This window comes from Kitasatospora sp. NPDC127121 (assembly GCF_042677305.1).
Lineage (GTDB): Bacteria > Actinomycetota > Actinomycetes > Streptomycetales > Streptomycetaceae > Kitasatospora.
In genome coordinates, this window is the sequence record NZ_JBHXTQ010000065.1 from 1 (window position 1) to 13,122 (window position 13,122).

Consider the following 13,122-nt stretch of genomic DNA (forward strand, 5'->3'; position numbering starts at 1 on the left):
GGGGACCCTGTGGGAGAGTAGGACGCCGCCGAACAATCATTCACAGAGAACCCCCATCCGGGAAACCGGATGGGGGTTCTTTGCATTTCCGGGGCCGTGGCCTGGTGGCCGGCTCTTTTCCGATGGGCAGCGTACGGCGGCGGGGCGCAGGACGGACAGGCCCCGGGGTGTCGCATGCGTGTTCGTGGGGGGCGCGTCGGCGCGGGTGGATGCGGGAAGAACAGGGGGAGAGGTCGCCTCTCGGATGCCCTGGAGGACCGATGCGCCGGAACGGACGGGTGGCGGATGCCCTGCTCGCGTTGCTGAGCCGGGACTGGCTGGGAGTGCCGGTCGCGGTGCTGGTGGTGGGTGTGGGGGCCGGGCTGGTCGGGGGCGGTGCGGGCTGGCTGGTGGCGCTCGGGTGCTTAATGGTGGCTGTGGGTGTGATGCTGGCGGTCGGCGCGGTGCGGCATCTGGTGCTGGTGGGCCGGGGAGTGGGGGCGGGCGGGGAGCCGGGGCGGCTGGTCGGGGTGGGCGGGCGCCGGATGCACGTCCTCGCGGAGGGGGTTGCCGGGGATGGGCCGACGGTGGTCTGGATGCCGGGCGGGCACGCGCCGGGCGAGGAGTTCGGGCAGTTGCACACGATGATGGCGGCCCGGACCCGCTCGGTGCTGGTCGACCGGTTCGGCTCGGGCTGGAGTGAGGTCGGGCCCTTCCCGAGGACGACGGCGGCCGAGGCGGAGGAGCTGGTGGCCGCGCTGGAGGCGGCGGGGGAGCGGGCCCCGTACGTGTTCGTCGGCCATTCCTTCGGCGGGCTGCTGGTCGCGAATGCCGCCAGGCGGCGGCCGGATCTGGTGGCCGGACTCGTGTTGCTGGATCCGACGCCCCTGGAGGTGATCGCCTTCGCGCCGCCCAACCGGTTGGTCGCGGGCATGCGCCGGGAGTTCCTGCTGACGGCGGTGCGGCACCTGTTCGGTGCTCACCGGGGCCGCGGCCGTGGCGCTCGGACCGGCCACTACTGCGCCGCCGCGTCGATCTTCGCGGAGCTCTCGCCCGCCGGCCTGGCGGAGGTGGGCTGGGAGACCGTGGTCTACGACGGGGACCTCGGCGACCTGCCGCTGGTGCTGGTCATACCCCGCGACCTCACGGGCGGGGAGACGGTGCTGGCCGCCGCCGGGGACGCCGCCGAGGCCGAGCGGATCGGCCGGTTCTACCTCGGGGCCCGGACCCGCTACCTGGCGGCGTCGACCGCGTCCCGGGTGGTGCACACGCCGGCGGGAACCGGCCATGACTTCCCGACCGAGGAGCCCGGGTTCGTGGTCGGGGTGGTCGCGGATCTGGTGAGCGAACTGCGCACCCTCAGCCCATGACCGTGCGGGCGGAGCCGGTCCGGACCGGGCGGCGGCGGGAGAACGCGCCCAGGTCGACGACGTTGCCGGTGTGCTCGCAGCGGTAGCGGACCGGGTCGCCGTCGTGGTCGTGGCCGGCTTCGACCAGGTCGATCAGGGTCGCGAGGTAGCGGCCCACCAGCGGGGCGTTCTTGAACTGGTTGCCGCTCGTGCCCATGGCGACGTAGTAGCCGTCGAGGGCGGTGCGGTCGTAGATCGGGGTCCAGTCGTCGGCGACGTCGTACACGCCCGCGACGCCGACGGGCCGGTTGGGGACGGTGATCCCGGGGAAGCGGCGGGCCGCGCGGGTCACCTGGGTGCGGAAGCGGTGGGCGGTGGGGCGCGGGTCGGCCTCGTCCGGGTCGTCGATCCACTCCGGCGGGTCGCAGGCCGGCTGGGTGCCGCCGATGAGCAGGCGGCCCCCGGCGGCCGGGCGCAGGTAGGTGCCGAGGTCGACGTCGGCGACGACGGGAAGCGGCCCGGAGTCGATGGCGGGGCCGGCGGCGAGGTCGGTGGTGGTGGTGTCGGGCGCGGCGATCTGGTGGACCTCCTCGCGCAGGGGACGTACCCCGATGGTGAAGTCGCTGCCGACACCCGCCAGCCGGTTGAGGCCCCCCGACCACGGGCCGGCGGCGTTGACCACGACCGGCGCGGCGATCCGGGCCCCGTCGGCCAGGCGGAGGCCCGCCACGCGGTCCGAGCGCCGGTCGACAGCCACCACGGTGCGGTGGAACAGGAAGCGCGCACCCAGCTCGCCCGCCGCATCGGCGAGGTTCTGGGCCGCGAGCTGCGGGTCGTCGACGAACCCGGCGTCCGGGGTGAACAGAGCACCGAGTTCACCGGCCGGGCCGTCGAAGAAGGCGTCGTCGTCCACGGGCTTCGGCGGCCAGTACCGTCCGGCGTCGATCCCGGGCAGGCGCTCGCGCAGGGCGGCGGTGTCCCACCGTTCGTACGGGACGCCGGCCAGGTCGAACAGGGCCGTGGTGTCGGCGGGTTCGGGGAAGGGCGGGTCGAGCAGCACGGCGCCGGTGCGGCGGAAGGCCGCGAGCGGGCGGCGGCCGGTGGTGAGCCCGAGGTGCTCGGGCCAGGACGCCCACAGGTGGAGGGACTCCCAGGCCGTGGCGACGCCGTCGAAGGTGGAGTAGTTGAACCGGACGATCGCGCTGGACGCGCCGGTCGATCCGTGGCCGGGCGCGCCGGCCTTGTCCACGACGACCACCTGCCGTCCGGTGCGGGCGAGTTCGAGGGCGACGGCGGTGCCGATCACCCCGGCCCCGACCACCACCGCGTCGGGTCGGTCGACGGTCATCGGGACCTCCGGGAGGGCGGTGGGCCGGACAGGCGGGGGACGGCGGCGAGGAGCTCCCGCGTGTAGGGGTGCTGCGGGTCGCGCAGGAGGGCGTCGGTGGGGCCCGTTTCGACGATCCGACCGAGCCGCATCACCGCCACCGTATCGGAGACGTAGCAGACCGCGGGCAGGTTGTGGCCGATGAACAGCATGGACAGGCCGAGCCGTCGCTGGAGTTCGCGGATCGTGTTGAGGACGGACGCCTGCACCGAGACGTCGAGGGCCGAGGTGATCTCGTCGGCGATCAGGAGGCCGGGTCCGACGGCCAGGGCGCGGGCGACGGCGACCCGTTGGCGCTGGCCGCCGGACAGCTGCCGGGGCAGGCGGCCGGCGAGCCGGGGGTCCAGCCCGACGAGGTCGAGCAGCTCGGCGACGCGCTCGGTACGGGCGTGCCGGTCGAGCCGGTGGAAGACGGTGACGGCCTCGACGAGGCTCTGGCGGACGGTCATCCGGGGGTCGAGCGCGGTGTCCGGGTCCTGGAGGACGATCTGGACCAGTCGGCCGAGCCGGCGCCGGGCACGGACAGTGTGGACCCGCACGTCCTGGCCGTCGACGAGGACCCGGCCGCCGTGCACGGGGGCGAGCCCGACGATCGCGCGGGCCAGGGTCGACTTCCCCGAGCCGGACTCGCCGACGAGCCCGAGCGTGGTGCCGGCCGGGACCTCCAGGGAGACGCGGTCCACGGCGGTGACCGGGCCGCGCGGGCCGTGGTGGCGGACGGTGAGGTCGCAGAGCCGCAGGCTGGTCATGACGGGTCCGCCTCCACCTGATGTTCCGTCGCCTGGTCTGCTGTTGTCTCCACCGGCTGGGGGTTCCAGCAGGCGACCTGCTGGAGCGCGTCGACGTCGTCCAGCCGCGGAGCCTCCCGGGCGCAGCGGTCGAGCCGGTACGGGCAGCGGGGCTCGAACGGGCAGCCCGGGGTGGGGGCGATCGGGTCGGGCGGCGCGCCCGCCACGGTGGGCAGCGGCCGGTCGCGCTCTGCGGTGAGGTCCGGCACCGAGGCGACCAGGGCCCGGGTGTAGGGGTGCCGGGCGGCGGTGGGGAGCCGGTCGGCGGGGAGGGCCTCGACGATGGAGCCCGCGTACATCACCAGGACGCGTTCGCAGAATCCGCTCACGAGCGCGATGTCGTGGCTGATGAACAGGACGGCGGCGGAGGTGTCCCGCCGCAGGTCGGAGAGCAGGTCGGTGATCTGCCGCTGCACGGTGGTGTCGAGGGCGGTCGTCGGCTCGTCGGCGATGATCAGGCCGGGCCGCATCATCAGGCCGGCGGCGATCATGACGCGCTGGCGCTGGCCGCCGGAGAGCTGGTGGGGGCGTGACCGCAGCAGGGTGGGGGGCAGGGCCACCCGGTGCAGGGCGTCCTCGGCGTCCCGCAGGGCCTGGGTGCGGCTCGTGCCGAGATGGGTACGGGGTGCCTCGGTGAGCTGGGTGGCGATCCGGAGTGACGGGTTGAGTGCCGTGGCCGGGTTCTGGAAGACCATGGCCAGGCCGGTCGCGAGGTGCCGGTCGCGCTGCTTCGGCGTCATGGCGTCCAGGTCGGCGCCGAGCAGCCGGAGGGTGCGGTGGGAGACCCGGGCGCGCTCGGGGAGCAGGTCGGCGATCGCGAGCGCGGTGAGCGACTTGCCGGAGCCGGACTCGCCGACGAGTCCGACGATCTCGCCCGGCCGCAGGGAGAGGCTCACGCCGCGGACGGGCCGGATCACGCCGTCGGGGGTGGGGAGTTCGACGCTCAGGTCCTCGACCTGGAGCACGAGACCGTCCTCGGCGGGCCCGCTCGGCGGGATCGGCGCGATCGGTCGCAGGGGCGTACGGGCCGCCGGGTTGCGCCGGGCGGCGCCTCCTGCCAGGACCTCGCCGAGCAGTTGGAACGTCACCGCCGCGTAGAGGATGGCCAGGCCGGGGGCGAGGGCGGGCAGCGGCTGGGCGTAGATCCGGTCGAGCCCCTGGTTGAGCAGTTGCCCCCAGTCGTAGCCGGGCGGCTGGACGCCCAGGCCGAGGAAGCTCAGCCCGGAGAGCGCGACCAGGGAGGTGCCCGCCGCCGTGGTCGCGCTCAGCAGCAGCGGTTCGGCGATGTTGGGCAGGACGTGCCGCCACAGCAGCCGGTGCCGGCGCAGGCCGAGGACCCGGGCCGAGGCCAGGTGGTCGGTGCCCGCGACGGTGGCGGCGAGGGTCTGGGCGAGCCGGGCGAAGCCGGGTACACCGGCGACGGCGAGGGCGAGCATCGCCCCGGCCGCGCCCGCGCCGAACACGACCGCGAGGAAGAGCGCGACCAGGAGTGCGGGGAAGGCGAGCAGGAGGTTGATCACTGCCGCGAGCAGGCGGCGGGCGCGGGGGCCGACGACGGCGGTGGACGCGCCGAGGAGGATGCCGGTGCTCGCGCCGATCGCGGTCGCGGCCAGCGCGAGCAGCAGGGAGGGCCGGGTGGCGGTGAGGACTCGGGCGAGGAGGTCCCGTCCGAGGTTGTCGGTGCCGAAGGGGTGGGCGGTGGAGGGGCCTTGCAGTACCGCCGAGGGGTCGGGGAGGTCTGCCGCCGCGCCCCAGAGGAGCGGGCCGGCCAGCGCGAGCACGATCAGAGAGGCCAGCATGGCGGTGGTGGCCCAGGCCATGGGCGAGCGGAGGTACCTGGTGGGAAGGGGCATCGGCACCTCAGCTCTCCCGGATCGTCGAGCGCGGGTCGAGCAGCGCCAGCAGCACGTCGACCAGGAGCGCGGCGAGCAGGACGGTCGTGCCCAGGATCAGCACCATCGCCTGGATCACCGGGTAGTCCTGCGAGCTCACGGACTGCGCCAGGGCCGAACCGATGCCGGGCCAGGCGAAGACCTTCTCCACCAGCACGGTGCCGGCGATCAGGGCGGGCAGCAGGCCTCCGGCGACGGTGAGTGCGGCGGTGGCCATGTTCGGCGCCGCGTGCCGCAGGTAGCGGCGTAGCGGTGACAGCCGTTTTCCACGGGCGGTGCGCAGGTAGTCCTCGGACAGCACTTTCAGCGCCTCCACCCGGACGATGCGCACCAGGACGGCGGTGGGCGCGACGGAGAGCGCGAGGACCGGCAGGACGAAGGATCCGGCGCCCGCCGTGCCGGCCACCGGCAGCAGTTGGAGGCCGACGGCCAGCAGCGCGGTGAGCCCGGCGGCCAGGACGAAGTCGGGGATCCCGGCCAGGCCGGCGGTGAGCGTCGTGAACGCCAGCTCGCTGCGCGGGTGCCGGCCGTCCCGGGTGCGGACGGCGGCGAGCAGGCCGCAGGGCAGGGCGACGGCGAGGGTGACGAGGAAGGCCAGGCCGGCGATTTCGAGGGTGGCCGGCAGCCGGGTGCGGACGAGCTCCGCGACCGGTGTCGAGGTGACCAGCGAGGTGCCGAGGTCGCCGTGCACGAGGCCGTCGACATAGTGCCGGTACTGGGACAGGAAGGGTTCGTCGAGCCCGAGTTGGTGCCGGCGTGCGGCCACCAGGGCGGGGGAGGCGTCGACGCCGAGCGCCGCGCGGACCGGGTCTCCGGGCACCAGGCGGATCATCGCGAACGAGGCGGTGAGCACGACCCCGAGGGAGAGGAGCAGCCGGGCGGTGCGCCGGCAGAGGAACACCGTCCACGGGTGCCGCAGGAGGTGGGGCATGAGGTGCCGCGGCAGACGCGGCAGAGGCGGCGAACGACGGGGTGTGGTCACGCGGGATCCCCCGGTCATCGGTGCAGGCGGATGCTGGTGGGGATGACCTGGCCGCCGAAGGTCGTGGCGAAGGTGGTGCTGCGCCCGTACACGGTGCTGCGGCCGTCGGCGATCGGCAGGGCGTCGGCGGAGCGGAAGAGCGCGGCGGCGGCCCGGTTCCAGGTGGCGCAGCCCGCGGTGTCCGGCTCCCGAAGGGCCTGGGCGACCAGGGCGTCGTATGCGGGATTGGCCACGCCCGCGAAGTTGAGGCCCTGGGCGGGGATTGGGCCGGAGAAGAACGGGATGAAGCCGACGGGCAGGGCGAAGCCGGGGGAGGTGCCGACGACGACGTCGAAGTCGCCGGTCTGGTACATGGCGTTGACGAGGGCGGGCAGGCTCTCGGTGACCAGCTTGACGTCCGCGCCCAGGGCCGTCCAGGAGCGGGCCATCAGCTCGGCGACGGGTGCCAGCGTCGGGCCGAGGTCGGGGCTGGTGATCAGGCGCAGCCGGAGCGGTCGGCCGTTCTTCGTCAGTCGGGCGTTGGCGGCGCGGGTCCAGCCGGCGGCGCGCAGCGCCTCGGTGGCGTCCTGTGCGGGCAGGTTGGCGGCGGCGAGGTCGGCGTGGCAGACGGCGCCTTGCGCGCCGAAGTCGGTGGCGGGGGTGCCGGTGCCGCCGACGGCGACGTTGGCGAGCCCCTGGCGGTCGAGTGCGGACACCAGGGCCCGGCGCAGGGCCGGGTCGGCGAGGGGGCGGCCGGGGCGCTGGTTGAAGAAGGTCAGCCCGATGACGGTCGCCACATCGGCGGTGGCCAGGCCGTGGTCGGCGAGCCGGGCGCGGTCGGGTCCGTTGACGCTCGCGATGTCGATGCCGCCGGTGAGCAGCAGGTTGGCGGCGGTGGAGGCCTGGGGCAGCACGGAGATGACGATGCGGGCGGGGAGGCCGGGTTCCGCCGTGGTCGCCCCGGCGGGCCCCCAGGTGTAGTCGTCGCGCACGGTGAACTCGTACGGGCCGCCCGGGGTGTAGTGGGTCAGCACGTACGGTCCGGTGCCCCGGGTGGAGCGGTCCAGCGACTGGGGCCGGTCGAGGCCGGCGGGGCAGACGATCGGCAGCAGTCCGAGGGTGCGGGTGAGGAAGGGGAAGGGGGCGGTGGTGGTCGCCGTCACGGTGCCGGTCGAGTCGTCGGCGCTCGCGGTGTACGGGACGGTGGGCAGGACGGTCTGGGCGCCGGCGAGCTGGTGGGCCGGGTCGCCGGCGTAGGTGAGTGCGCGGGCGACGGCCGTGGCGGTGAGGGGGGTGCCGTCGGAGCAGGTGATTCCCGGGCGGAGGGTGAAGGTGGCCGTGGTGGTGGTGGCCTCCCAGGAGGAGGCCAGGCCGGAGACCAGGGTGGCGTCGGCGGAGACGTTGACCAGCGAGTCGTAGGCGTAGCGGGCCGGAGCGGCGCCGAAGGCCGTGTACGGGTTGAAGCTGGGCGTCTCGCTGGCGGCCGCGATCCGTACGGTCCCGCGGTCCACGAGGGGACCGGTCGTGGAGGAGGGGGCGACGCTGCCGCAGCCGGTGAGTGTGCCGGCCGCGACGGCCGCGGTGGTCAGGGCAGCCGCCAGCGGGACCGGCAGGGGGCGACGGGGCATGGCGTCATGGTGCCACCGAGTGCTGACGATGGCGAGTCAACTCACCTGTACGGCAAGCCTGTTCGAAAGGTCTTGGCCGTGTGCCGCCTTGGCGGGCGGAAGGGGGCGCGGGTGGCGGGGGCCGATCCGGTTCACCCGTTAGGGGGATGCTGTGGCCGATTGTCCGCGGACCGGGGTGGCCGGGCGGCGCGTCCTCGACAGGATGGCCGGATGAGGACGAATGAACCGGGCCGGGAGATCGGTCGGCTGGCGGACCGCTACTGGGAGTTCCTGCTGGAGCGCGACCCGCTGCTGCGGGCCCGGCAGGGGCTCCCGGTCGAGTCGCTGCCGAGGGAGTCGCCGGCCGAGGCCGAGGAGCGGGCGCGGTTCGCCACGGGCGTCGTGGAGCGGGTCCGGGTGGTCGTGGAGGGGGTCCGGGCGCTCGACGGCGCGGGGCTCTGCGGCGCCGATGCCGATACGGCCGCCTTCCTCGTCGGGTCGGCCGAGCAGGAGCTGCGGGCCCACCGCTGCTACTGGCTGACGCCCGCCGTCACGCCGTACCGGCTGTTCCCGTTGTCGCAGTACGTCGATGCCGCCCTGCGGCCCCACCGCTTCGACCAACCATCCGACGCCGAAAGGTACTTGGTGCTCGTGCGTGAGCTGGCCCGGGTGGTCGGCTCGATCGGCGACAAGGCGGCGGGGCAGGCCGTGCGCGGCTTCCGGGTGCCCGCCCCGGCCCTGCCCGGGGTGCGCGCCACCCTCGCGGGCCTGCGGGCGTCGGTGGCGGAGCGCGTGGAGGTGGACGAGGGCCGGCTGGGCGGGCTGGGGCCGGCCGAGTGCGGACGGGTCCGAGACGGCGTGCGGCGGCTGGTGGAAGCCGAGTTGCTGCCGGCCTTCGACGGCCTGCTCGCCGCCGTCGACGGTCCGGACCAGCTGCGCGAGGCGCCGCAGGCCGTGGGCTGGGCGCGGTACGAAGGCGGTGAGGAGGCGTACCGGGAGTTCGTCCGGACGCACACGGGCGGTGGGACGCCGCCCGAGCGGCTGCACGAGCTCGGCCGCGAGCAGTGCCGCGAACTGGCCGAGCGGATGCGGGAGGTCCGTACCGCCCTCGGATTCCCGGGCCCCGAGGAGGAGTTCCACGAGCGGCTGCGGAGCGAGCCCCGGCTGTACGCCCGCACGCCGGAGGAGGTCGAGGCCCGCTACCGCCGGTACCTCGACCGGCTGGCGCCGCTGCTGCCGCGGTGGTTCGTTGCGCTGCCGGGCGCCCCGTACGGGCTGGCCCGGCTGGATCCGGCGCTGGAGGCGGGGCTGACGTTCGGGTACTACCAGCAGCCCACGGCGGCGGACCCGGTCGGGCGCTACCGCTACAACGGCGCGGGGCTGGAAGGGCGGTCGCTGCTGGGCGCGGCCTCGCTGATCTACCACGAGCTGGCTCCGGGCCACCACTTCCACCTGGCCCGCCAGGCGGAGAACCGGTCGCTGCCCCGGCTGCGCCGTGAAGTGGCCGGGTTCGGCGCGTTCAACGAGGGCTGGGCCGAGTACGCGGCCGGTCTGGGCTGGGAGATGGGCCTCTACGACGACCCGTGGGACGCGTACGGGCGCCTCGCGCAGGAGCGGTTCACCGCGCAGCGCCTGGTCGTCGACACCGGGCTCAACCTCGGCACCATGGGGCTGGAGCAGGCGCGGGACTTCATGCGCGCCAACTCCACCGAGGCGGACGCCCAGATCGCCTCGGACCTGCTGCGGTACTCGACGGACCTGCCCGGGCAGGCGCTGTCCTACCGTGCGGGGTATCTGGAGTTCGCCCGGCTGCGGGAGTGGGCCGAGGCCGGTCCCGGGGTCCGGGCCGAGGCCGGTCCGGGCGCCGGGTTCGAGGTGCGGGCCTTCCACGAGGCGGTCCTGGGCGGCGGCGGGCTGCCGTTTCCCGCCCTCCGGCGGCGGGTGGCACGTGAACTCGGCAGGCCCCAATGAGTAAAAAAGAATATAAGTGGATTGTCGGGTGGGTATTTGTTCGTTAATCCGAGCTACAAAAACGGGCCGAGAGCACTCGCACGAGTGAAACCGGATGGGAAGGTTTGGCTTCGACGGGCCCGGCTCGACTACGGTGAAGCGAGAGCGGGCGGTTGATCCATCGAGTGCGGAATTCATTCCGGCGGGAAATCCGGCGGGGAACGTCGAATTCCGCAGTCGGGTGCTTCCGTCCGCCTAGTCGTGCGGTGCTCCGGTGCGTCCGCAGTTGCCCGGGGTCCCTGTCATACGTCCGCGTAGAGAGGATGGAGCATCATGCCGCCCCTAGTACCGCCCTTCCTGGTCGGCCTCATCGTCGCGCCACTGGCCAAGCGTCTCCTCAAGCCGCTGGTGCGAGGCGTCGTCAAGACGTCCGTCGGCCTCGTCCTTGAGGTGAAGAAGGCGGCCCACGAGGCCGGAGAGAACATCCACGACCTCGCGGCCGAGGTGGCCGCCGAGGTGGTGGCGGCGCAGGTCTCCGCCGGCGACGGCGCAGCCCCCTCGGGTGACGGCCAGCGCGCCGCCGAGGGCGCCGCCCCGAGCAGCGGGAAGGACGAGGCCGCCGCCCGGGCCGAAGCCGAGGCGAGGAGCCCGAAGATCCGCGTGGGCGCCGGCGCCGGCAAGGTGCACTGACGGTCTGCCCGGCGACCCCGGCCGCCGCGTGAGCGCACATTCCGGTCGATTCGGAATGCGGCTCCCGCGCGGCGGCCGGCTGCGGGCCTTTCGGCAGCAGCAGTTTCCCCTCAAGAATTCCCACTTCGTCGCAGCGATCCCGTCGTGCCCGTGACGGTCTTCCTCGCGACCTCCGCAAACAGGTGATCGTACACATGCCCTCTCTGCTGGGTGCCGCAGCCGGATACCGCTCCGTGGACGTGGAAGCGGACGTGCGCCCGCGCTCGGTCATTCCGGGCCGGCAGCGCTGGGACGTCAAGCTGGTCGTCGGGCGGCCCCGGACGGCCGAAGTCCTCGCCGCGGCCCTGCGGCGCGTCCCCGGGATCAGCGAGGCGCAGGCCAGCCCGGTCACCGGTGGGGTCCTCGTCCGGCACGACGCGCGGGTGAGTGCCACGGACGTCGGCCGGATCGTCCGCAGAGCCGTCACCCTGGTCGCGCAGGGCCCGGCCGGCGCGGGACACCAGGCGCCCGACCGGCCCGGCGCCCAACCGGCTCCGCGGGTGGACCGCGGCGTCGTCGTGCGCCCCGTGCTCGCCGTCGGGGGCGGCGTGGCGGCCGCCGTCGCGCTGATCCGCGGGTCGGCGCTGAGCAGGCAGCTGGTCGCGCTGGGCGGCGTGGCGGCGGCGACCGCGGCCGTCGCCCGGAAGGCCTGGCGCCGGACGGTCGACACGACCCGGGAGCTGTCCGGGGCCGGAGCCGAACGCCACCCCCTGCTGGAGATCGTCGGACCGCACCGCCGACGGCTGCGCCGCGCCTGCGCGCTGTCGGTCGCCTGCCAGGTCTCGGAGATGGCGCTGGGCACCTTCCTCGGCTGGACGGGACTGGTGCTCATCAAGGGCGAGGCCGCGCCGCTGGTCAGCCTCGGCCTGGCCACCGCGTCCGCCCAACTCTGGGGTCTGGCCGGGCTGGTGGCGGCCGCCTGCGCCGCCGTGGCGGGCCTGTCGTACGCGTCGAACCTCCAGTGGCGCGCGCTCGGCCAGGACATCGAGCACGACTGGCGCAGCCGGACGTACGCCCACGTGCAGCACCTCGAACTGCGGCACCTGGAGGGCGAGCGGACCAGCCGGGTGGCCGGTGTGCTCACCGAGGACGTCGGTCAGCTGGGCGCGTTCTTCGCGACCTCGGCCAACGACGTGCTGCACCTGGGCACCAGTCTGGCCATCCTGGTGCCGGTGTTCCTGCTGATGGCGCCGCAGATCGCCTGGATCGCGTTCCTGCCCATCCCGGTCATCGCCTGGCTCTCCTTCCGCTACCAGGAGAAGGTCGCGGGCGACTACGCCGTCTCCGGTGAGCACCGGGCCCGGCTGCACAGCCAGCTGGTCAACACGCTGGAGGCCGGTGCCACCGTCAAGAGCTTCTGCACCGAGGACTACGAGGCCGAACGCATCGACGGGTTGAGCGCGGTCGCCCAGGACAGCCGGCACCAGACCGACCGGAGCACGATCCGCCACGCCGAGACCGTCCGGGCCTGCACGACCGCCTCGATGGCCGGCACCCTGCTGGTCGGCGGCCGCGCGGTGCTCAACGGCACGCTGCGCTTCGAGGTGTTCAGCCCGTTGATCGGGCTGCCCCAGATGGTGCTGTTCCGGATGAGCCGGCTCGGCGGCATCGTCGACCAGTACCAGCGCACCCTGGCCGCCTACGACCGGGTCCAGCGGCTGCGGGCCCTGCCCGTCGAGGCCGAAGGCACCGGCGGACCGCTCGACGTCGAGAAGGTCCAGGGCGAGATCGTCCTCGACGACGTGACCTTCGCCTACCCCGGCCGGCCGCCGGCGCTGGAGAACCTCTCGCTGACCATCCCCGCCGGGCAGGTCACCGCCCTCGTCGGCGCCACCGGCTCCGGCAAGACGACCGTCGCCAAGCTGCTGATGCGCTTCCAGGACGCTGAGTCCGGCGCCGTGTTGCTCGACGGGCGGGACGTGTCCGACGTGCCGCGCCGGGACCTGCGCGACGCGATCGGGTTCGTCGCCCAGGACCCGTTCCTCTTCGACGGCAGCATCGCCGACAACATCCGCTACGGCAGCTTCGCCGCCTCGGACGAGGCCGTCGTCGAAGCGGCCGCGACGGCCGAGGCGCACACCTTCATCGCGACGCTGCCGGACGGCTACGACACGGTGATCGGCGAACGCGGCGCCGCGCTCTCGGGCGGCCAGCGGCAGCGGATCGCCCTGGCCCGCGCGATCCTCAAGGACGCGCCGGTCGTCATCCTCGACGAGGCCACCTCCGCCGTGGACAACGAGACCGAGGCCGCCATCCAGCGCACGCTCCGCGGCTTCGCGGTCGACCGGACGATGGTCATCATCGCCCACCGGCTCTCCACCGTCCGCCACGCCGACCGGATCTACGTCATGGACAAGGGCGGCGTCGTGGCCGAACAGGGCACCCACGACGAACTCCTCGCCCGGCACGGACTCTACGCATCCCTCTGGCAGCTCCAGGCCGGCGAACTCGCCGCCTGACCGCAGCAGCCGCGCCACCCG

The 13,122-nt window shown here is 74.2% G+C and carries 9 protein-coding genes; 4 read left to right on the plus strand and 5 right to left on the minus strand.

Features of this window, described 5'->3' with window-relative positions; genetic code table 11:
- Positions 1-260 precede the first annotated feature (260 nt).
- Positions 261-1,349, plus strand: coding sequence for an alpha/beta fold hydrolase (locus ACFVHI_RS27145; RefSeq protein WP_380343642.1), 1,089 nt, complete (start codon positions 261-263; stop codon positions 1,347-1,349).
- Here the strand turns inward: ACFVHI_RS27145 and ACFVHI_RS27150 are convergent.
- The 5 genes from ACFVHI_RS27150 to ACFVHI_RS27170 form a co-directional block, all read right to left on the minus strand.
- A complete protein-coding gene (locus tag ACFVHI_RS27150; protein ID WP_380343644.1) occupies positions 1,339-2,676 on the minus strand; it encodes an NAD(P)/FAD-dependent oxidoreductase in 1,338 nt (445 codons plus the stop codon). The genes ACFVHI_RS27145 and ACFVHI_RS27150 overlap by 11 nt on opposite strands.
- Positions 2,673-3,464, minus strand: a complete 792-nt coding sequence (locus ACFVHI_RS27155) for an ABC transporter ATP-binding protein (RefSeq protein WP_380343647.1) — start codon at positions 3,462-3,464, stop codon at positions 2,673-2,675. The genes ACFVHI_RS27150 and ACFVHI_RS27155 overlap by 4 nt, the downstream gene beginning before the upstream one ends.
- Positions 3,461-5,356, minus strand: a complete 1,896-nt coding sequence (locus tag ACFVHI_RS27160; protein WP_380343650.1) for a dipeptide/oligopeptide/nickel ABC transporter permease/ATP-binding protein — start codon at positions 5,354-5,356, stop codon at positions 3,461-3,463. The genes ACFVHI_RS27155 and ACFVHI_RS27160 overlap by 4 nt, the downstream gene beginning before the upstream one ends.
- A 7-nt stretch (positions 5,357-5,363) precedes the next feature.
- Positions 5,364-6,326, minus strand: coding sequence for an ABC transporter permease (locus ACFVHI_RS27165; protein ID WP_063352353.1), 963 nt, complete (start codon positions 6,324-6,326; stop codon positions 5,364-5,366).
- 65 nt (positions 6,327-6,391) lie between these two features.
- Positions 6,392-7,984 carry an ABC transporter substrate-binding protein gene (locus tag ACFVHI_RS27170; RefSeq protein WP_063352352.1) on the minus strand — a complete coding sequence of 531 codons (1,593 nt, stop codon included), beginning with the start codon at positions 7,982-7,984 and terminating at the stop codon, positions 6,392-6,394.
- Positions 7,985-8,194: 210 nt separating this feature from the next.
- Between ACFVHI_RS27170 and ACFVHI_RS27175 the strand changes: the two genes are divergently transcribed.
- The 3 genes from ACFVHI_RS27175 to ACFVHI_RS27185 all read left to right on the plus strand — a co-directional run bounded on the left by ACFVHI_RS27175 (position 8,195) and on the right by ACFVHI_RS27185 (position 13,101).
- Positions 8,195-9,934 carry a DUF885 family protein gene (locus tag ACFVHI_RS27175; RefSeq protein ID WP_063352351.1) on the plus strand — a complete coding sequence of 580 codons (1,740 nt, stop codon included), beginning with the start codon at positions 8,195-8,197 and terminating at the stop codon, positions 9,932-9,934.
- Positions 9,935-10,246: 312 nt separating this feature from the next.
- Positions 10,247-10,603 carry a DUF5132 domain-containing protein gene (locus ACFVHI_RS27180; protein ID WP_063352350.1) on the plus strand — a complete coding sequence of 119 codons (357 nt, stop codon included), beginning with the start codon at positions 10,247-10,249 and terminating at the stop codon, positions 10,601-10,603.
- A gap of 194 nt (positions 10,604-10,797) precedes the next feature.
- On the plus strand, positions 10,798-13,101 hold the full coding sequence (locus ACFVHI_RS27185) for an ABC transporter ATP-binding protein/permease (RefSeq protein WP_079136521.1): 2,304 nt from the start codon (positions 10,798-10,800) through the stop codon (positions 13,099-13,101).
- Positions 13,102-13,122: the final 21 nt, after the last annotated feature.